Source organism: Roseateles sp. GW821-FHT03B02, assembly GCF_059421025.1.
Genome location: NZ_JBWKUV010000002.1, coordinates 302,525 through 323,176, shown reverse-complemented (window position 1 = coordinate 323,176; position 20,652 = coordinate 302,525). Strand labels below are relative to the sequence as shown.

At 69.3% G+C, this 20,652-nt stretch carries 16 protein-coding genes and 2 riboswitches; of the genes, 10 read left to right on the top strand and 6 right to left on the bottom strand.

Annotated features, from left to right (window positions below):
* The first annotated feature begins 204 nt into the window (after positions 1 to 204).
* The 3 genes from adhP (at position 205) to AC07VX_RS07745 (ending at position 3,183) form a co-directional block, all read left to right on the top strand.
* Positions 205 to 1,227 (top strand): alcohol dehydrogenase AdhP, encoded by a 1,023-nt coding sequence (gene adhP / locus AC07VX_RS07755; protein ID WP_493164185.1) that lies wholly within the window; start codon positions 205 to 207, stop codon positions 1,225 to 1,227.
* Between the two features lie 34 nt (positions 1,228 to 1,261).
* On the top strand, positions 1,262 to 2,095 hold the full coding sequence (locus tag AC07VX_RS07750; RefSeq protein WP_493164183.1) for a universal stress protein: 834 nt from the start codon (positions 1,262 to 1,264) through the stop codon (positions 2,093 to 2,095).
* Positions 2,096 to 2,178: 83 nt separating this feature from the next.
* Entirely contained in the window at positions 2,179 to 3,183 is a 1,005-nt protein-coding gene (locus AC07VX_RS07745) for a S1C family serine protease (protein ID WP_493164181.1), read from the top strand.
* Between the two features lie 2 nt (positions 3,184 to 3,185).
* Here the strand turns inward: AC07VX_RS07745 and AC07VX_RS07740 are convergent, their stop codons facing one another.
* Positions 3,186 to 3,608 (bottom strand): universal stress protein, encoded by a 423-nt coding sequence (locus tag AC07VX_RS07740; RefSeq protein WP_493164179.1) that lies wholly within the window; start codon positions 3,606 to 3,608, stop codon positions 3,186 to 3,188.
* A gap of 150 nt (positions 3,609 to 3,758) precedes the next feature.
* On the opposite strand from AC07VX_RS07740, the gene AC07VX_RS07735 reads away from it, so the two are divergent.
* A complete protein-coding gene (locus AC07VX_RS07735) occupies positions 3,759 to 6,428 on the top strand; it encodes a bifunctional acetate--CoA ligase family protein/GNAT family N-acetyltransferase (RefSeq protein WP_493164177.1) in 2,670 nt (889 codons plus the stop codon).
* Here AC07VX_RS07735 and AC07VX_RS07730 read toward each other — a convergent pair.
* The 5 genes from AC07VX_RS07730 to AC07VX_RS07710 form a co-directional block, all read right to left on the bottom strand.
* Positions 6,413 to 7,123 carry an ABC transporter ATP-binding protein gene (locus AC07VX_RS07730; protein ID WP_493164175.1) on the bottom strand — a complete coding sequence of 237 codons (711 nt, stop codon included), beginning with the start codon at positions 7,121 to 7,123 and terminating at the stop codon, positions 6,413 to 6,415. The genes AC07VX_RS07735 and AC07VX_RS07730 overlap by 16 nt on opposite strands.
* Positions 7,116 to 8,345, bottom strand: a complete 1,230-nt coding sequence (locus tag AC07VX_RS07725; protein ID WP_493164174.1) for an ABC transporter permease — start codon at positions 8,343 to 8,345, stop codon at positions 7,116 to 7,118. The genes AC07VX_RS07730 and AC07VX_RS07725 overlap by 8 nt, the downstream gene beginning before the upstream one ends.
* The gene (locus AC07VX_RS07720) at positions 8,342 to 9,529 is read right to left on the bottom strand and encodes an efflux RND transporter periplasmic adaptor subunit (RefSeq protein ID WP_493164507.1); all 1,188 of its coding nucleotides are present in this window, start codon (positions 9,527 to 9,529) and stop codon (positions 8,342 to 8,344) included. The genes AC07VX_RS07725 and AC07VX_RS07720 overlap by 4 nt, the downstream gene beginning before the upstream one ends.
* Before the next feature lie 9 nt (positions 9,530 to 9,538).
* Positions 9,539 to 9,985 (bottom strand): universal stress protein, encoded by a 447-nt coding sequence (locus AC07VX_RS07715; protein WP_493164173.1) that lies wholly within the window; start codon positions 9,983 to 9,985, stop codon positions 9,539 to 9,541.
* 90 nt (positions 9,986 to 10,075) lie between these two features.
* Complete coding sequence (locus AC07VX_RS07710) at positions 10,076 to 10,657, bottom strand: NAD(P)H-dependent oxidoreductase (RefSeq protein ID WP_493164171.1); 582 nt, start codon at positions 10,655 to 10,657, stop codon at positions 10,076 to 10,078.
* Between the two features lie 157 nt (positions 10,658 to 10,814).
* On the opposite strand from AC07VX_RS07710, the gene AC07VX_RS07705 reads away from it, so the two are divergent.
* From AC07VX_RS07705 to gcvP, 6 genes are all read left to right on the top strand, one after another.
* Entirely contained in the window at positions 10,815 to 11,678 is an 864-nt protein-coding gene (locus tag AC07VX_RS07705) for a lysophospholipid acyltransferase family protein (protein ID WP_493164170.1), read from the top strand.
* A 14-nt stretch (positions 11,679 to 11,692) separates the two neighbouring features.
* Positions 11,693 to 12,592, top strand: a complete 900-nt coding sequence (locus tag AC07VX_RS07700; protein ID WP_493164506.1) for an aspartyl/asparaginyl beta-hydroxylase domain-containing protein — start codon at positions 11,693 to 11,695, stop codon at positions 12,590 to 12,592.
* A 98-nt stretch (positions 12,593 to 12,690) separates the two neighbouring features.
* A complete protein-coding gene (locus tag AC07VX_RS07695) occupies positions 12,691 to 15,942 on the top strand; it encodes an amidohydrolase family protein (RefSeq protein WP_493164169.1) in 3,252 nt (1,083 codons plus the stop codon).
* A 51-nt stretch (positions 15,943 to 15,993) separates the two neighbouring features.
* Positions 15,994 to 16,091: riboswitch (glycine riboswitch) on the top strand.
* A 20-nt stretch (positions 16,092 to 16,111) separates the two neighbouring features.
* Positions 16,112 to 16,212, top strand: a riboswitch (glycine riboswitch).
* Between the two features lie 27 nt (positions 16,213 to 16,239).
* Entirely contained in the window at positions 16,240 to 17,352 is a 1,113-nt protein-coding gene (gene gcvT, locus AC07VX_RS07690; RefSeq protein ID WP_493164167.1) for a glycine cleavage system aminomethyltransferase GcvT, read from the top strand.
* 2 nt (positions 17,353 to 17,354) lie between these two features.
* Positions 17,355 to 17,729 carry a glycine cleavage system protein GcvH gene (gene gcvH / locus AC07VX_RS07685; protein WP_493164165.1) on the top strand — a complete coding sequence of 125 codons (375 nt, stop codon included), beginning with the start codon at positions 17,355 to 17,357 and terminating at the stop codon, positions 17,727 to 17,729.
* A gap of 32 nt (positions 17,730 to 17,761) precedes the next feature.
* Complete coding sequence (gene gcvP, locus AC07VX_RS07680) at positions 17,762 to 20,650, top strand: aminomethyl-transferring glycine dehydrogenase (protein WP_493164163.1); 2,889 nt, start codon at positions 17,762 to 17,764, stop codon at positions 20,648 to 20,650.
* Positions 20,651 to 20,652 lie beyond the last annotated feature (2 nt).

Here is a 20,652-nt window from a genome sequence, read left to right as displayed (position 1 = left end):
GGACTAAGACCCCGTGCCTAGACTGGAAAAACGCGCCACCCATTCCTGTGCAGATGCAGGGCGGCTCCGAACAAACGTTCGGGCTCTCAACGGGTTAGCGCTCTGTCTTCAACCATCCCGGTAGCGTCGTCGAACATTTGACCGTCCTCAAGGCACTGCCGCTTCCCGCTCCTTACGCTGCGACACCAGCAAGGAGCTTGCGTCATGCCCCACATGAAAGCCGCCGTCGTCCGGGCCTACGGCGAACCCCTCAGCCTTGAGGAATGGCCTGTCCCCGAGGCGCCGCCGGGCCAGATCCTCGTCAAGGTGGCGGCCTGCGGCGTCTGCCATACGGACCTGCATGCTGCCGATGGAGACTGGCCGGTCAAGCCGCCGCTGCCGTTCATCCCCGGCCACGAGGGCGTCGGCCATGTGGCGGCTGTCGGCGCGGGCGTCAAGGGCATACGCGAGGGTGACCGCGTGGGCGTGCCTTGGCTGCACACGGCCTGCGGCCACTGCGAACACTGCCTGACGGGCTGGGAGACGCTGTGCGATCACCAGCAGATGACCGGCTACACCGTCAATGGCGGTTTCGCGGAATACGTGCTGGCCGACCCGGCGTACGTGGGCCACCTCCCCGCCGGCCTGTCCTTTGAATCCCTCGCGCCCATCCTCTGCGCAGGGGTGACCGTCTATAAGGGGCTGAAGGTGCTCGACGCCCGCCCCGGCCAGTGGGTGGCCGTCGTCGGCGTGGGCGGGCTGGGACACCTGGCCGTGCAGTACGCGCGCGCCATGGGTTATCACGTCGTGGCCGTCGACATCGACAGCGCGCGCCTGCAGATGGCGCAGCGCCTGGGCGCCGAGCTCTGCGTGAACTCCGCCGAGCAGAACCCCGTGGACGTGTTGCAAAAGGAACTTGGAGGTGCCCACGGTGCTCTCGTCACCGCCGTGTCGCGCGAGTCCTTCGGCCAGGCGCTGGGCATGCTGCACAAGCGCGGCACCATGTCCATGGTGGGCCTGCCGCCGGGCGACTTCGCGCTGCCCATCTTCGACGTCGTCCTCAACGCCAAGACCGTGCGCGGCTCCATCGTCGGCTCGCGGCAGGATTTGAACGAGGCCCTGCAGTTCGCGGCCGATGGCGTCGTGCATGCCTGCACCACCACCCACCGCCTGGACGACATCAATCGCATCTTCGACAGCCTGCGCAACGGCCGCATCGACGGCCGCGCCGTGCTCAGCTTCAACTGAACCCCACCTCAAGTTCTTAAAGAGACCACTCGCCATGACATTCCGCAGCATCCTTGTCGCCCTCGACGCGACCCCTGCCAACTCGGCCCGCACCAGCATCGCCATTGCGCTGTCCCGGGCCTTCGACGCCCACCTCATGGGCCTGGCACCCGTCACCGGCACCGAAGTGCAGTCTTTCCAGACGGCCGCCGCCCTCGGCGGCTACGTGGCCGGTGCCAGCGCCGTCATCCTGGGCCGCGCGGAAGACCTCGCGCAGGAGTTCCATCACCGCTGCCAGACCGCCGCCCTCGCATCGTTCGAGGCACTGGCCGACAGGGAGCCCACGCCCGGCTCGCTGGCCCAGCATGCCCAGTGCGCCGACCTGCTCATCATGAGTCAGCCCGACCCGTCGCTGCCCGACTACCGCCAAAGCCTGGCCGATCTGGAGGAACTGCTGCTGGCCTCGGCGCGCCCGGTGCTGCTCGTCCCCTACACCCACCCCGACCCGGTGCATGTGCGCCGCGTGCTCGTCACCTGGGACGGCAGCCGCGAATGCGTGCGAGCGATGACCGACGCCCTGCCCCTGCTTCGCACCGCCGAAACCGTGACGCTGATGCACTGGCGCGCCGAGGCCGACGACGCCGGCCCTCAGGCACGCCTGGCCAGCCTGCGTCAATGGCTGGCCTTCCAGGGCGTCGAGGCCGAGGCGCGCGCCGAAGTGACGGCGCTGGCCATCGGCGACGCGCTGCTGAACGCGGCCTCCGACCTGGGAGCGGATCTGATCGTCATGGGGGCTTACGGCCACGCACGCTGGGCCGAGCGGCTGTTCGGCGGCGTGTCGAGGACGCTGCTGCAGTCCATGACCGTGCCAGTGTTCATGTCGCACTGAAAGCCGGCTTGCGCGCCGGTTGCGGCGCAGGCGCTTGACCACCATCAAGAGGCCCGGCCCGCCGAGGCGCTAGGGTATGGGCCATGCCCAAGCACTGCGTCGCCCGTGTCTCTGCCCTGCTCCTCGCCTGCCTGCTGGCCGCCCTCGGGCCGGCGGCGGCCTCTGCATCGGCCGAGATCCAGGCAGCGGCCAGATCCGCCCCCGCCAGTTTCGCGGACGCCTTCCAGCGCGGCTCGGCCTGGAGCGTGGGCATCTACATCTTCGTGCCCGGCGAGGACGAGCCGCGCGTCGGCGCGGGCTTCTTCGTCGACAGCCAGGGCGGCATCGCCACGGCCGCCCACCTGCTGGCCGAGGCGCAGAAGATCATCGTCGCCCTGCCCGACAAGCGCCTACTCGCCGCCGAACTGGAAGGGCGCGACGAGAGTTCCGACATCGCGCTGCTGCGCGTCGCCACGCCGCCACGCGTGCGGCCCGTGTTCGCACCGGCGGGCAGCCTGCGCGTGGGCGACTGGGTCATTGCCGTCGGGGAACCTTTCGGGCTGGAACGCTCGGTGTCGGCCGGCATCGTCAGTGGCAAGGACCGCCACTTCGGCGACGACGGTGAGCTGACGTTCATCCAGAGCGACGTGGCCCTGAATCCGGGCAACTCCGGCGGTCCGTTGCTGGACGCCAGCGGTGCCATCGTGGGCATGAATGCCCGCACCATCGTCGGGCCGGTGGGCACGCCAGGCGCGAGTCTGGCCATCCCCATCGACATCGTCACGCTCATCGTCAGCGAACTGCGCGCCCAGGAGCAACGCCCGCCGGCCCGGCCGCGCCTGGGCGCCCTGTTCGACGACGTGCCCCCGCTGACCGCCTGGGCCGCCGGGCGCAGCGAGACCACCGGCGCCCTGATGCTGTCCGTGCCACGCGGCAGCCTGGCCGAGAAGCTGCAACTGCGCGCCGGAGACGTCGTCACCTCGATGAACGGCCATGCCATCGGCGGCAGCGCCGACCTCGTCGGCGCCCTGCTGGCCTGGCGCTCGACGGGCGGCACGCGCTTCGTCGTGCTGCGCGCCGGCAAGGAACTGACGCTGACGCTGGACTGAGCTCAGCGCACCAGCAGCACCGGCACCTTGGTGTGCGACAGCAGCCGCCCGGCCACCGAGCCCAGCAGCGCACTGGTGAAGCTACCGTGCCCGTGCGAGCCCATCACGAGCAGGTCCGGCTTCTCCGCCTCGACGATCTGCGCCAGCGTTTCGCCCACCGGGCCGACGGCATGGCGCTCGCGCCAGCTCCAGCCCTGCATCTGCGCAAACTCCCGCACCGGTTTGAGCACCTTCTCGCCCTCGTCGGCGTAGTAGGCCTGCAGCGTGTCGTGCGGCAGATGACGCGCGGCATGCGGGGGCACCTCGGCCGTCACATGCACCGCGATGAACCCGTTGTCTCGCGCCACAAGTTCGTCATGCGCGGCGATGTAGCTCAGCATGCGCTTGGTGTAGGCACTGCCGTCCACCGCCAGAACGATCTTCATGGGTCTCTCCTTGCGCCCGCGGCGCGCAGCATCCGCATGCTGCTCCCGCCCGCCCTCGCCTGGCTTGCGCTGGGTCAAGCCAATCGCCCCGCCGGGCTCGATTGATATCGCGCAAGACAGCTGTCACCGCGCCCGGCGACGATGTCAGCCATGACCCAGCGCCATCTCGACCGTCTGCTCAGCCCCCAGTCCGTGGCCGTCTTCGGCGCCTCCGACAAGCCGGCCCGTGTTGGCACCACCGTCTGGCGCAACCTGCTGACCGGGGGCTTCAAGGGGCTGCTGGCGCCCGTCAACCCGCGGCTGCAGCTGCTGGACGGGCTGCCTTGCGTCGCCAGCGTCGACGCCCTCCCCTTCGCGCCCGACCTGGCCGTGCTGTGCACCCCGCCCAGCAGCATCGCCCCCCTCGTGGCCCAGTTGGGCGCCCGCGGCACGCGGGCCGTCATCATCGTGACCGCCGGCCTCACGCCCGAGCAGAAGCAGGCGGCGCTGGACGCCGCGCGCCCCCACACGCTGCGCCTGCTGGGCCCCAACTGCATCGGCCTGCTCAGCCCCCGCCTGGGGTTGAACGCCAGCTTCACCCAGGCCAACGCCCTGCCTGGCGGGCTGGCGCTGGTGTCGCAGTCCGGCGCGCTGCTGACGGCACTGCTGGACTGGGCCAATGGCGAACGCATCGGCTTCTCGCACCTCATTTCCCTCGGCGAGCACGTGGACGTGGACTTCGGCGATCTGCTGGACCACCTCGTCATGGACCGCCACACACGCGCCATCCTGCTCTACATCGAGTCCATCAGCTCGCCGCGCAAGTTCATGTCGGCCGCGCGCGCGGCAGCCCGTGTGAAGCCCGTCATCGTCGTCAAGGCCGGGCGGGCTGCGGCCGGCATGAAGGCGGCCGCCTCTCACACCGGCGCCCTGGCGGGCGAGGACATCGTCTTCGACGCCGCCATCCGCCGCGCCGGCATGCTGCGCGTGGACACGCTGAAGGAACTCTTCATCGCCGCACAGACGCTGGCGCGCTTCCGCGACAACGCGGCTGCCGAGCTGATGGTGATGACCAACGGCGGCGGTGCCGGCGTCATGGTGGCAGACGCCGCTTCCGCCCTGGGCGTGATCCTGGCCCAGCCGGGCGAGAGGCTGATGCAGCGTCTGGACGCCGTGCTGCCGGCCAACTGGTCCCACGGCAACCCCATCGATATCATCGGCGACGCGCCGCCGCAGCGCTACGTCGACACGCTCAAGGCCTTGTTCGACGCGCCCGAGGCCGGCGCGGTGCTGTTCGCGCATGCCCCCACAGCCATCGCGCCCAGCCTGGCCATCGCCGAGGCCTGTGCGCCGCTGATCGCCGCCAACCGCGGCCGCGTGCTGAGCTGCTGGATGGGCGGCGAAACGGTGGCGCCCGCGCGCAACGCCTTCGAGGCAGCGGGCATCGCCGGCTACGACACGCCGGAGGAAGCCGTTCGAGCCTTCTCGCTGATGCAGACCTACCGCCGCAACCAGGTGGCGCTGCGCGAGACGCCCACGGCCAGCGCCAATGCCGCGCCCGACCGCGCGCTGGCCCGCCGGATCGTCGACGCGGCGCTGGCCGCCGGCCACGAATGGCTGGACGAGATCACCGCCAAGGACCTGCTGGCCGCCTACGGCATCCCCGTCGTGGCCAGCTACCGCGTGGCACCCACACCCGAGGCCGCCGCCGAGGCCGCGCGCCGCATCGCCGGGCCGGTGGTGCTGAAGATCGTGTCGCCCGACATCCTGCATAAGTCGGATGCCGGCGGCGTGCGCCTGGGGCTGGACGGCGGCGAAGCCGTGCTCGCAGCTGCCCGGGACATGCTGGGCCGACTCGCGCAGGAACTCCCAGACGCCCGGCTGGAGGGCTTCAGCGTGCAAGCCCAGGTGCAGCGCCCGCACGCGCAAGAACTCATCGTCGGCGCCCATGTCGACCCCATCTTCGGCCCCGTGCTGATGTTCGGCCAGGGCGGCATCGCCGTCGAGGTGCTGGGCGACCGCGCCGTCGCACTGCCGCCGCTGAACCGCGCGCTGGCGCGCGACCTGATCGAGCGGACCCGCGTGTCGCGCCTGCTGGCAGGCTTCCGAGGCCGGCCGCCGGCGCAGATCGACGCCGTCTGCGACGTGCTCATCGCCGTCGCGCAGATGCTGGCCGACCTGCCCGAGCTGGCCGAACTCGACATCAATCCACTGTGGGCCGACGAGGCGGGCGTCATGGCGCTGGACGGCCGCGTGCGGCTGTCGGCCAGGCGGCCTGCCGGCGTGGCCAACTTCGCCGTGCGGCCCTACCCCGAGGAGCTGGTGCGCATGCTGGACTGGCAGGGCCGCCGCCTGCTGCTGCGGCCGATCCGGCCGGAGGACGAGGTCCAGCACCGCGCCTTCCTCGAAGCCGTCCACCCCGACGACCTGCGCATGCGCTTCTTCCAGGCGCCGCACCGCATGTCCCACGACGAGCTGGCCCGCCTCACGCAGATCGACTATGAACGCGAGATGGCCTTCATCGCCGTCGACGAGCAGGCACCCGGCGGTCCGCGCACGTTGGGCGTGGCGCGACTGGTGCGCGACCCCGACAACGTCGATGCCGAGTTCGCCATCATGGTGGGCAGCGACCTCAAGCGCCAGGGCCTGGGCCGGCTGCTGATGCAGGCCCTGCTGGATTACGCTGCCTCGCGTGGCACGCAGCGCGTCGTCGGCTATGTGCTGCGCGAGAACCACGCCATGCTGGCACTGATCAAGTCCATGGGCTTCGACGCCCGGCCCGACGCGCACGAGGCGGCCACGGTCGTGCGCGTGAGCCGCGCCGTTCAGCCGGCGGCCTGACCGGGCACGACCCCGTCCACCACCTCGATGGTGCGGTCGCAGCGCCCGGCCAGCGCCGGGTTGTGCGTGACGAAGAGCACCGCCGTTCCGTGCTTGCGGTTCACGTCGCGCAGCAGGCCGAACACGACCTCGGCGGACTTGGTGTCCAGGTTGCCGGTGGGCTCGTCGGCAAGCAGCACCACCGGCTGCATGGCCAGCGCGCGCGCGACGGCCACGCGCTGCTGCTCGCCACCGCTGAGGTGGGTCGCCAGGTTGTCGCAGCGGTGCGCCAGGCCCACGCTGCTCAGCAGCTCGCGAGCCCGCTCCTGCATCGCCCGGTTGGGAAAGCCAGCATCCCCCAGCATGGGCATCATGACGTTCTCTAGCGCAGTAAAGGCACCGATCAGGTGGTGGTACTGGAAGACGAAACCGATGCTGCGCCCGCGCAGACGCGTCAGCGCCGCGTCGTCCAGCGTCGTCGTCTCCTGGCCGCAGACGGCCAGTTGGCCCGAGGTGGGGCGGTCCAGCAGGCCGATGATGTTCAGCAGCGTGCTCTTGCCGGAGCCCGACGGGCCCACTACGGCACAGAACTCGCCGCGATGCAGTTGCAGGTCGATGCCGTGCAGCACCTCCACCTCGGCCGGCTGGCCTGCGTTGAAGGCCTTGCGCACGCCCACCAGGCGCACGACGACGTCGGTGGTGTCGGGTTCAACCACGGATGGCCACCACCGGATCGAGTCGAGCCGCACGCAGGGCCGGCGCCATCGCGGCCAGCACACCCGTCACGGTGGCCAGCAGCAGCGCAATCACGAACAAAGGCGCCTCCAGCGTCACCGGCACCAGCGGCAGGCCGTCTGCCCCGCGGGCCAGGTCGCGCCACAGCACCAGGGCCGCGGCGCCCACCGCCGAGCCCACCGCCGAGCCGGCCAGCCCCAGCAGCCCACCCTGCAGCAGGAACAGGCGCAGGATGCGCTGCCGCGTGACACCCATGGCGCGCAGGATTCCGATCTCGCGCGAACGCTGCACCACCGACACGAACAGCACGCTGGCGATGCCGAAAGCCACCGACAGCCCGACGAAGAAGCGGATCGCCCGGTTGGCGCTGACCTGGGCCTGCACGGCACTGAAGAACTGGGCGTTGGTCTTGATCCAGCTGTCCGCCTGCACGCCGGTGCGGGCGGTGATGCGCTGGGCCACGGTCTCGGCGGCGTAGATGTCGTTCACCGTCACGTCCAGGCTGGACACCCCGCCCTGCAGGCCCAGCAGGCTCTGTGCCGTGTGCAGCGCCACGTAGGTGGTGCGCTGGTTGGCGCCCTTGCTGCCGAGGTCGAAGATGCCGCTGATGGTGAACACCGTGTCGGCGCCCGAGCCGGCGGTGACGCGCAGCTTGTCGCCCACGGCCAGGCCCAGGTCGCCGGCCAGCTCGGTGCCGATGAGGATGTCGCCCGCGTTCAGCCGCGTGCCGCCCTGCACGATCTTGTCGGCCAGCGCGACGATGCGGAAATACAGCGCCGGCTCGATACCCACCAGCGAGATCGCGCGGCTGGCATCGCCGCGCACGACGAGGGCCGAGCCCGTCGCCGCCGGCGAGACGGTGACGACGTCCGGCATCTCGCGGATCTGTGCGGCGATGGCCTGCCACTGGTCGATGGACTTGAGCCGCTGCAGCGGTGCTTGCACGGTGGCGTCAACCACGACGCCCGGCGTGCCGGCGCGCAGCGGGCGCACGGTCTCCTTCGGCGGCAGCAGCTGGATATGGGCCTGGGCCGTCAGTACGCGGCGGATGAAATTAGCCTGCAGCCCGCTGAGCAGGGCCGACATGAAGACGATGACGGCCACGCCGATGGCCACGCCGCCGATGATGAAGGCCGTCTGCCAGCGCCCTTCACCCAGCAGCCGTGCCGCAACGATCCACTCGAAGGGCTGCCAGCTTTTCATGACCGGGCGCGGGCCGCCTTCACCAGCGCACCCTCATGCACCAGGCCCGGCAGTAGTTGGTCGCCCGCCTTCAATCCATCGACGATTTCCACGAGGCCGGCACCGCGCAGGCCCAGCTTCACGGGCTGCCGGCGGGCGCGCCCGTCCTCCAGCCGCATCACCCACGGGCTGCCGGTGTCGACGTCGTGCAGCAACTCCAGCGGCACGGCCAGCGTGCGGTCGCGGCGGGCCACCTCAACATCGACGGACACCGTCATGTTCTGGCGCAGATAGGCCGGCGGCGACGGCACTCGCAGCTTCACCTCGACCGAGCCGCGCTGCAGATCCACGCCCGGGCTGATGTAGACCACCTCGGCCGCGAAACGCAGGTCGGCGAAGGCATCGGCCGATGCCAGCGCCTTCTGCCCCACGGCCAGCAGGCCGAGGTTCTTCTCGTCGAACTGCACGACCAACTGGGTCTCGCCGGCCGGCGACAACACCATCAGCGTCTTGCCGGGCTGCACGACGTCGCCGCGCTCCACGTCGCGGCTGATGAGCACGCCGTCCACCGGCGCGGTGATGGTCGCGTGGCTCAGGCGCGCGCGCGCAGTCTGGGCATTGGCGCGAGCCTGGGCCAGTGCGGCTGCTGCGATGGCGTCGTCGCTGCCGCCGGCCAGCGTCGTGTCGAGCTGGCGGCGCGCCGTGCCCAGTTGGGCATCGGCCAGCTCCACGCTCTTGCGGGCATCGTCCAGTGCCGCCTGGCCTACGTAGCCCTGGCGGAACAAATCCTCCTGGCGCCTGAACTGTGCACGCGCGTTGTCCAGCGTCGCCTGGGCCTGGCGCAAGGCCTGGCCGGCCACGGGGCGCTGCACCTCCTGCAATTGCCGCACGTGCGCCTGGGCCTGCAGCACGGCCACGTCGGCCTCGCGCACGGCGGCACTCAGCTCGGCATCGTTCAGCTCGACGATAGGCTGCCCGGCCTTCACCGTCTGGCCTTCCGCGACGGGCACCTGGGCCACCGTGCCGACCATCTGCGAGCCGAGATCCACGCGATGCGGCGCCTCGACGCGGCCGGTGGCGACGACGCTGCGCACGAGGTCGCGCTGCGTGACCGTCACACTCTGGACACTGGACCCGATGAAGCGCGGCGCGGCCAGCAGGCCGGCCACCACCAGAACCGCCAGCCCCGCGCCGGCATGGGCCATGCGCACGCGTCAGCCTCCGCGCACGAGCAGCACGGGCACGGTGGCCGTGCGCAGGATCTGCTCGGCATCGCTGCCCACCAGCAGGCGCTGCACGCCGCGGCGGCCATGGGTGCCGATGACGATGAGCTCGGCCTGCCAGGCAGCGGCTTCCTCCTGCACGACGTCGCAGACCCGGCCCGCCACCACCTCGCGCAGCGTGGCGTCAACGCCCACGCCGGCCGCCGCGACGAGGCGGCGTGCCCGCTCCAGGATCTGCTGGCCGCCCTCGCGCAGCTGCGGCAACAGCTCGGCGGAGTAGGCGGCAAAGCCATCGGCGATGGCCGCCACCGCGAGCGCATCGACGATATGCAGCAGGCGGATGCTGCCGCCGCTGAGCCTGGCCAGGGCGATGGCCTCCGTCAGCGCCTTGTCTGACGTGGCGCTGCCGTCGGTGGGAACGAGGATGCGCTGATACATGGTCTTGCCTTGCCGTGAATGCCGCGAGCGGCGCTGGCGCCACCATAGGGCCGTGCAGACCCGAGGCTGTTGATCGCAGTCAAGCGGGGCTCAGTCCGCCCGCGCGCCGGCCTTGCGCATGCGGGCGAGCCACTTCGCCACGCCGGCTTCGTCCAGCGCCTCCACCATGCCGATCAGGGTTTCATACACGGGGGCGAAGCCGACGAAGCCGAGGATGTTGCGCTCCAGAGACTTGACGCTGTGGGCGCGGAAATACCAGCGATAGACCAGCGCCGGCATGCCCATGGTGACGACGACCCGGGCCGAACGGCCCTTGAGCAGCTTGGCCGTCAGCGGATTGCCATGGTCGGCGCCAATGGCAAAGCCCGGCCGGGCAACCTGTTCCAGGAAGGCCTTGAGCAGCGCCGGCATGTCGCCAAGCCACAACGGGAAGAACAGCACGACATGACCGGCCCACGCCAGGTCCTGCTGCACTGGCGCCAGGGCGGCGGGCACAGTTCCCTGCTCCCAGTCCTGCTTGCTGCGCAGCACGGGGAAGTCGAGTGTGGCGATGTCGACGAGGCGGACCTCATGGCCGCCCTCGCGGGCGCCATCGGCGTAGGCGTCGGCAAGCGCATGGCAGAGGTGGCGGCATGAGCCGTCGGGGTGGCCGATGACGAGCAGGACTTTCATGCGCGCAGCCTAGGCAGGCAGGACCGTGGCGCACTTGCGCTGGATCAATCCAGCCGCGCAGGCGGGCATGGCCCACAACCACTACGATGCCGGCCCTGTACTGAGTCGGGGGGGCGGCCATGCCGTGGATGGATTTCGCTGAGGTGAGCGCGTGGGCGTGAAGCTGCTGGTCGGCATCGTCTGGCTGCTGAGCTGGCTGCCTTTTCGCGCTCTCTCGGCCCTGGGCTGGCTGGTGGGCAGCCTGATCTACGCGCTGCCGACCTCGCGCCGCCACATCGGTGAGGTCAACCTGCGCCTGTGCCTGCCGGAACTCAGCGAGGCCGAGCGGCGCCGCCTGCTGCGCCGGCATTTCGTGGCCATGGTGCAGATGCTGCTGGAGTACGGCTACGGCTGGTTCGCCTCGAAGGAGAGGCTCAAGCGGTTGATGCGCATCGAGGGGCTGGAGCACCTGCGCGCGCTGGACGGGCGCAATGTCATCCTGATGATGCCCCACTTCACCGGCCTGGACCTGGCGGGTCTGCGCGTGTCGCTGGAGACGCCGCTGGTCAGCATCTACTCGGTGCAGAAAGACCCTTGGCTGGACGCCTTCTTCCGCGCCAAGCGGCTGCGCTTCGGTACCGGCATCATCTTCGCGCGCCAGCAGGGCACGCGGCCGACGCTTCGCGCGCTGAAGGAGGGCTACCGTCTCTACTACCTGCCCGACCAGGACTTCGGTCACCGCGACTCGGTCTTCGTGCCCTTCTTCGGCGTGCCGGCGGCCACCATCGGCGGGCTGTCGCGCATGGCGGCCGTCACCAAGGCCGCGGTGCTGCCCTGCTACCCCAGACGCGAGGCCAACGGCTACACCCTGGTCATCGAGCCGGCGCTGGAGAATTTCCCTTCCGACGACGTCGTCACCGACGCCACCCGCATGAACGCCGTCATCGAGGCCCAGGCGCGCCGACAATTGCACCAGTACTTCTGGCTGCACAAGCGCTTCAAGTCGCGGCCGCCCGGCGAGCCGGACTTCTACGCCAAATGAACGACATCCCCTACATCAAGCTCAGCATCGTCGCGATCTTCATCGCGAGCACGGTCTACGTTCACTTCCGTGGCCGGGTGCGGCTGCGCTTCTTCCGCCAGCTGATGGATCACTCGACCTTCATGGCGCCCATCAACTGTCTGATGTACCTGTTCTCGAAGCTGCCGGCGAAACCCTATCTGCCGGTGGCCGGCTTTCCGGAGCTGAAGCTGCTGCAGGACCACTGGCAGGACATCCGCGCCGAGGCCTTCAAGCTCGCCGACGCGGGCGAGATCAAGAAGAGCGACAAGTACAACGACGCCGGCTTCAACAGCTTCTTCAAGACCGGCTGGACGCGTTTTCACCTGAAGTGGTACGACGACGCCCATGCCTCGGCCAAGGACCTCTGCCCGGTGACGACCGGCCTGCTGCAGCGCATCCCGAGCGTGAAGGCGGCCATGTTCGCCGCCCTGCCGCCGGGCGGCCGGCTGGTGACGCACCGCGACCCCTTCGCCGGCTCGGTGCGCTACCACCTGGGGCTGGTCACGCCCAACGACGACCGCTGCTTCATCTCGGTGGACGGCGAGCGCTACAGCTGGCGCGACGGCGAGGGCGTCATATTCGACGAGACCTATCTGCACTACGCCGAGAACCAGTCGGACCAGATGCGCATCATCCTGTTCTGCGACGTCGAGCGGCCGCTGAACAACCCGGTGGCGCGATGGTTCAACCACTTCATCAGCAACACGCTGATCCGTGCGGCCTCGGCGCCCAACTCCGACACCGACCGCACCGGCGGCATCAACCGGCTGTTCGCCTACGTGCAGCAGGTGCGCTTGTTCGGCAAGCGCATCAAGGCGAAGAGCCGGTTCGCCTACTACGCCATCCAGTGGGTCGTCTTTGGCGGCCTGATCGTCTGGTGGCTCTGGCCCTGAGGCCGCGGCAGCGCCTCGGGCAAACCCGGGCGTGACGAACGGGCGGGTCGGCCGCCCTGGCTAGCATCGATGGTTTTGGTCAATCCCCAATACCGTCCATGCCCCGTCTGAACGCCGCCCCCGCCCTGCTGCTGGCCGCAGCCCTGGCCGCGAACGCCCAGGAAGCGCCCAAGCCAGCCGCCTGGAACGTCAACGCGCCGCCCGGCGTGGCCAGGACGATCAACATCGACGTCAAGACCGGCACCTGGATGAGCGTGGACGTCAGCCCCGACGGCAAGACCATCGTGTTCGACGTGCTGGGCGACCTCTACACCCTCCCCATCGCCGGCGGAGAGGCCAAGCCCCTGACCCACTCCATCGCCTGGGAGCAGCAGGCGCGCTTCTCGCCGGACGGCAAGCAGATCGCCTTCCTCAGCGATGCCGGCGGCGGCGACAACCTGTGGGTGATGAACGCCGACGGCAGCGGCGCCAAGGCCGTTACCAAGGAAGACTTCCGGCTGCTGAACAACCCGGTTTGGCACCCCAACGGCAAATACCTGCTGGCCCGCAAGCACTACACCGGGACGCGCAGCGCCGGCTCCGGCGAAATCTGGTTGTTCTCTACCGATGCCGAAGCGTCCAAGAACAAGGGCGTGCAGCTCAACGAGAAGCCCACCTGGCAGAAGGACCTGGGCGAGCCGGCTGTGTCTCCAGACGGTAAGTACCTCTACTACAGCCAGGACACCACGCCCGGCCGCGTCTTCGAATACAACAAGGACGGCACCGCCGGCATCTACACCATCTTCCGCCAGGACCTGGGCGACGGCTCGGTGGAGCCCTTTGTGCAAGGCCCCGGCGGCGCGGTGCGCCCCACGCCCTCGCCGGACGGCAAATACCTGGCCTTCGTGCGCCGCATCCGCAACCAGAGCACGCTGTTCCTGAAGGACCTGGCCACGGGCCGCGAGTTCGCCGCCTGGGGCGGCCTGTCGCGCGACCTGCAGGAGATCTGGGCCATGTGGGGCGTCTACCCCAGCTTCGCCTGGATGCCGGGCAGCAAGGAGCTGGTGGTGTGGGCCGAAGGCAGGATCTGGCGCGTGGACCCGTTCAAGGGCAGCGCGGCCGAGATCCCCTTCCACGTGAAGGACAGCCGCGAGCTGCGCGAGCCCATGCGCTACGCGCAGACGGTGGCGCCGGACAAGTTCGACGTGCACCAGCTGCGCGGCGTGCAGGCGTCGCCGGACGGCAAGCGCGTCGTCTACTCGGCGCTGGGCGCGCTCTACATCAAGGACCTGCCCGCCGGTGCTCCGAAGCGCCTGACCACGCAGACGGAGGCCTTCGAGTTCGCGCCGAGCTGGGCGCGCGACGGCAAGAGCCTGGTCTTCGCCACCTGGCGCGACGACACCCAGGGCAGCATCCGCCGCCTGGACCTCGCCACCGGCAAGGAGACGGTGCTCGTCAAGGAGCCCGGCAAGTACCTGGAGCCACGCCTGTCGCCGGACGGCAAGCAGCTGGTCTACCGCAAGGTCAAGGGCGGCGCGCTGACCAGCCCCTGGCACAGCCTAGACACCGGCCTTTACCTCGCCGCGGCCGACGGCTCGGGCAAGGCCGAACGCCTCAGCAAGGACGGCAGCGGCGCCCAGTTCGGCGCCCGTTCGGACGAGCTGTTCTTCACCCGCGTCAGCAGCACCAGCGAGGTCGAGCAGCGCTACGCGCTGTTCCGCGTCAACCTGCACGACCGCAGCGAAACGGAGGTGGCGCGCAGCGACTCGGCCAGCGAATACAGCGTGTCGCCCGACGGCCAGTGGCTTGGCTTCGTCGAGCGCTTCCATGCCTATGTGACGCCGCTGCCCAACGTGCAGGGCCAGTCCGGCAAGGCGCTGGCGGTGGGCAGCAAGATGGACGCCCTGCCCGTGCGCCAGCTGGACGTGAACGCCGGCCACGACCTGCACTGGAGCGGCGACAGCCAGCAGCTGCGCTTCTCGCTAGGCGACGAGCTGTTCACGGCCGCCGCCATCGGCAAGGACAAGGCCACGGCGCAGAAGATCGGCTTCCAGCAGGCCAGCGACAAGCCCGCCGGCAAGATCGCGCTGACCGGTGCCCGCATCGTGACGATGAAGGGCGACGAGGTGATCGAAGGCGGCACGGTGCTGGTGGACGGCAACCGCATCGCGGCCGTGGGCAAGGATGTGGCCATCCCGGCCGACGCCAAGCGCGTGGACGCCAGCGGCAAGACCATCGTGCCGGGCTTCATCGACGCCCACTGGCACGGCGCCATGGCCGACGGCGGGCTGATCCCGCAGCAGAGCTGGGTCAACCTGGCCTCGCTGGCCTTCGGCGTGACCACGCTGCACGACCCCAGCAACCAGAACTGGGCCATCTTCACGCAGGCCGAGATGCAGCGTGCTGGCGTCGTGGTGGGCCCGCGCATCTACTCCACCGGCAGCATCCTGTATGGCGCGCGCACGCCGTTCTCGTCCTACGTCAACAATCTGGACGACGCGCTCACCCACCTGAACCGCCAGAAGGCCGAGGGCGCAATCAGCGTCAAGAGCTACCAGCAGCCGCGCCGCGACCAGCGCCAGCAGGTGCTGGAGGCCGCACGCCAGACCGGCATGATGGTGGTGCCCGAGGGCGGCGCGCTGTTCCAGAACAACATGACCATGGTGGTGGACGGCCACACCACGGTGGAGCACGCCCTGCCCATCGCCGAGGTGTGGGACGACGTCAAGCAGCTCTGGGGCCAGAACGCCGTGGGCTACACGCCGACGCTGAACGTGGGCTACGGCGGCCTGGACGGCGAGCACTACTGGTACGCCCGCACCGACGTCTGGAAGCACCCGCTGCTGAGCCGCTATGTCCCGAAGGCCGTGCTGGAGCCGCGTTCCATCCGCCGCCTGACCGCGCCGGAGGAGGACTTCAACATCCTGCGCGTGGCCCGCACCGCCACCGAGCTGCAGCGTGCCGGTGTCAACACCATGATCGGCGCCCACGGCCAGCGCGAGGGCCTGGGTGCGCACTGGGAGATGTGGATGTTCGTCAAGGGCGGCATGACGCCGATGGAGGCGCTGCGCACCGCCACCATCAACCCTGCACGCAACTTCGGCATGGACCGCGACCTGGGCTCGCTGGAGCCAGGCAAGCTGGCCGACCTGGTGGTCATCGACGGCAACCCGCTGGCCGACATCCGCCAGAGCGACCGCATCGCCCAGGTGATGCAGAACGGCCGCCTGTTCGATGCCGCCACGATGAACCAGCTGGCGCCCGTGGCCAAGCCCCGCAAGCCGCTGTTCTTCGAGGGCGCCGGTGCCACCGGCATGCCCATCGACACCGAGGCGCTGGAAGCCGCGCACGGTCATGGCAATGGCGACTGAGTAGCCCCAACCCCGCCGGCTGCTCGGCCGGCGGGCGCGGCATGGCTAGAATGCCGCCCGTCAGGAGAGCGCCCCGTTGCCGTTGGGGGCCGCCGAAGGCGCAGGGTCACGCGATCCGAACGCTCAGGCAAAAGGACTGACAAAACGCCACCGGTGGCAGACACTGGCGGCGTTCCTCACTGGAGAGAGGCCGGCCCCTGAGTCGGCCCACTGAAGGGGCAAGCCCGGCGACGGGTCAATCTCTCAAGTACCAGGGACAGCGAGGACATCCAAACCCGAATTCCGTCGGAGCTCTTGATGTCCTCTTTGCTGAAAACTCCCCTTCACGCCCTGCACGTCGAACTCGGCGCCAAGATGGTGCCCTTCGCCGGCTACGACATGCCGGTGCAATACCCGACCGGCGTGATGGCCGAGCACAAGCACACGCGGGCTGCCGCTGGCCTGTTCGACGTGTCGCACATGGGCCAGGTGCGCCTGGTCGGCACCGATGCCGCCACTGGGCTGGAAACGCTGGTGCCCGTCGACATCGTCGATCTCGGCGTCTTCAAGCAGCGATACGCACTGTTCACGAACGAGCAAGGCGGCCTGCTGGACGATCTGATGGTTTGCAAGCGGCCCGACGACCTCTTCGTCGTCGTGAACGCCGGCTGCAAGGACCAGGACATTGCGCATATGCAAAAGCACCTGGCTGGCCGCTGCGAGGTGATCCCCGTGCCCGAGCGCGCGCTGCTGGCCTTGCAAGGCCCCGAGGCCGTGACGGTGCTGAGCCGCCTGAACCCCGAGGTCGCCAAGCTCACCTTCATGACCGGCGGCTTCTTTACCCTTGACGGTATCGACACCTTCCTGACCCGCTCGGGCTACACCGGCGAAGACGGCTACGAGATCTCCGTCCACGAGAACGACGCCGTCGCCCTGGCGCGCAAGCTGCTGGCCCATGCCGAAGTCAAGCCCATCGGCCTTGGGGCGCGAGACTCCCTGCGCCTGGAGGCCGGCCTGTGCCTGTACGGCCACGACATCAACGAAACGACCACGCCGGTCGAAGCCGCCATCACCTGGGCCATCCAGAAGGTGCGCCGCACTGGCGGCGCTCGTGCCGGTGGTTATCCCGGCGCCGCCGTCATCGACGAGCAACTCGCCAACGGTGCCGCCCGCAAACGCGTCGGTCTGGTCGGCAAGGAGCGCATGCCCGTGCGTGAAGGCGCCAAGATCGTGTCGGCCGACGGCACCGAGATCGGCACCGTCACCAGCGGCACGCTGGGTCCTACGGTCAACCAGCCGGTGGCCCTGGCCTATCTGGACAAGGCCCACACCGCCGTCGGCACCGAAGTCTTCGCCATCGTGCGCGACAAGCGCACCCCCATGGTCGTTTCCGCAACCCCCTTCACTCCCAACCGCTACTACCGAGGTTAAGCATGTCCATCAAGTACACCCCCGACCACGAATGGCTGGAAATCCACGGTGACGGCACCGCGACGGTCGGCATCACCGTGCACGCGCAGGACGCACTGGGCGACGTGGTCTTCGTGGACCTGCCCGAAGTGGGCAAGGCCTACGCCGAGAAGGAAGTCGCCGGCGTCGTCGAATCCGTCAAGGCCGCGGCCGATGTCTACATGCCCGTCGACGGCGAGATCACCGAAGTCAACGAAGCCCTGCGCGACGACCCCGCCCTGGCCAACTCTGATCCGCTCAAGGCCGGCTGGTTCTTCAAGGTCAAGCTGAGCAACCCCGCCCAGCTCGACGCGCTGATGGACTCGACCGCCTACGACGCCCTGCTGAAGACGCTCTGATCCTCACCCTGCAATTCTCCGAAGTGCCCGCCATGCCGACGCCGCTCTCCATCCTCGAAGACGCCACCGAATTCCATGCCCGCCACATCGGGCCGGATGCCGTCGATGAATCCCTGATGTGCGCCGCCGTCGGCGTGGCCAGCCGCGATGCGCTGATCAATGCGGTCGTGCCCGCGTCCATCCGCCGCTCCGCCGGCATGCAGCTACCCGCACCCATCACCGAGGCCGGCGCGCTGGCCGAGCTGAAGGCCATCGCCGGCAAGAACAAGGTCTACAAGAGCTTCATCGGCCAGGGCTACCACGGCACGCACACGCCGGGCGTCATCCTGCGCAACATCCTCGAGAACCCCGCCTGGTACACGGCCTACACGCCCTACCAGGCCGAGATCTCTCAGGGCCGCATGGAAGCGCTGGTGAACTTCCAGACCATGGTGACCGACCTCACCGGCATGGACATTGCCAACGGTTCCATGCTGGACGAAGCCACCTCAGCCGCCGAGGCCGTCACGCTGGCCAAGCGCTCGGTCAAGAGCAAGAGCAATACGCTCATCGTCGCCGGCGACGTGCATCCGCAGACCATCGAGGTCATCCAGACGCGCTGCAAGCCGCTGGGGATCGAAGTGCTGGTGGGCATGGCGCCCACGCTGATGAACGAGCATGACTACTTCGCCGTCGTCTGCCAGTACCCCAGCACAGCCGGCCTCATCCACGACCTGAAGGCATTCACCGAGCAAGCCCATGCCAAGCAGGCCGCCTTCATCGTCTGCGCTGACCTGCTGGCGCTGACGCTGCTGGTCTCGCCCGGCGAGTTCGGCGCCGACATCGTCGTGGGCAACACCCAGCGCTTCGGCATGCCCATGGGCGCCGGCGGCCCCCATGCTGCCTTCCTAGCCTGCAAGGACGCCTTCAAGCGCTCCATGCCCGGCCGCCTCGTCGGCGTCAGCAAGGACGCGCAAGGCCACCCCGCCTACCGCCTGGCCCTGCAGACCCGCGAACAGCACATCCGCCGCGAAAAGGCCACATCCAACATCTGCACGGCCCAGGTGCTGCCGGCCGTCGTGGCCAGCATGTACGCCGTCTACCACGGCCCGCAAGGCCTCAAGCGCATCGCCGAGCGCGTGGCCAGCTACACGGCCATCCTGCACGCCGGCCTGACGCGCATGGGCATCAAGGTCGTCACGCCGCATGTGTTCGACACGCTGCTGGTCGAGTGCGACGCCGCGGCCGTGATGGCCAAGGCCGTGGCGGCCCAGGCCAACCTGCGCAAGCTGAGCGACAAGCACGTCGGCATCGCGCTGGACGAGACGACGTCGCGCGCCGACGTCGAAGCAATCTGGGACTGGTTCGCCCCGGCCGGCGCAACCATTCCGACGATTGCGGAGTTCGCCGCCGGTGTGGAGATCCTCATCCCCGCGCACCTGCGCCGCACAAGCGCCTACCTGACCCACCCGGTCTTCAACACCCATCACAGCGAAACCGAGATGCTGCGCTACATCCGCAGCCTGTCGGACAAGGACCTGGCGCTGGACCGCAGCATGATCCCGCTGGGGTCCTGCACCATGAAGCTCAACGCCACGGCCGAGATGATCCCCATCACCTGGTCGGAGTTCGCAGGCGTGCACCCCTTCGCGCCGCAGGACCAGCTGGCCGGCTACGCCGAGCTGGACACGCTGCTGCAGCAGTGGCTGTGCCAGGCCACCGGCTATGCCGGCATCAGCCTGCAGCCCAACGCCGGCTCGCAAGGCGAGTACGCCGGCCTGCTGGCCATCAAGGCCTGGCACGAGTCGCGCGGCGACCACCAGCGCACCGTCTGCCTGATCCCCGAGAGCGCCCACGGCACCAACCCGGCCTCGGCCCAGATGTGCGGCATGAGCGTCGTCGTGACCAAGTGCGACAAGGAAGGCAACATCGACCTGGCCGACCTGAAGGCCAAGTGCGAGCAGCACGCCGACAAGCTGGCCGCCATCATGATCACCTACCCCTCCACGTACGGCGTGTTCGACACGCACGTGAAGGAGATCTGCGCGATGGTGAAGGCCCACGGCGGCCGCGTCTACGTGGACGGCGCCAACATGAACGCACTGGTGGGCGTGGCCGCGCCGGGCGAATTCGGTGGCGACGTGTCCCACCTGAACCTGCACAAGACCTTCTGCATCCCGCACGGCGGTGGCGGCCCGGGCGTCGGCCCCGTCTGCGTGGTCGAAGACCTCGTGCCCTTCCTGCCGGCGCACCGCACGGCCGGCCTGGGCCAGGCTACCAACATCGGCGCCGTGAGTGCCGCGCCGTTGGGCAATGCAGCCGTGCTGCCCATCTCGTGGATGTACATCCGCATGATGGGCGCCGAGGGGCTGAAGAAGGCCACCGAGGTGGCCATCCTGTCGGCCAACTACGTGGCGGCCCGGCTGTCGGACCACTACGACATCCACTTCAGCGGCGGCATCGCGGGCGTCAAGGGCGGAGGCGTGGCCCACGAGTGCATCCTGGACCTGCGCCCGCTGAAGGACAGCTCCGGCATCAGCGCCGAAGACGTCGCCAAGCGCCTCATCGACTACGGCTTCCACGCACCGACGCTGAGCTTCCCCGTGGCCGGCACGCTGATGGTCGAGCCGACCGAGAGCGAGTCGCGCGCCGAGCTGGACCGCTTCATCGACGCGATGATCCAGATCCGCCACGAGATCGCCGACGTCGAGGCCGGCAAGGTCAGCCGCGAGGACAACCCGCTGGTCAACGCGCCGCACACGGCCATGGTCGTCAGCGCCACCGAGTGGCCCCATGGCTACTCCCGCGAGGCCGCTGCCTTCCCGCTGCCCAGCCTGCGCCGCCAGAAGTACTGGTCGCCGGTGGGCCGCGTGGACAACGTCTATGGCGACCGGAACCTGTTCTGCTCCTGCGTGCCACTGAGCGAATACGAGGAGGCCTGATC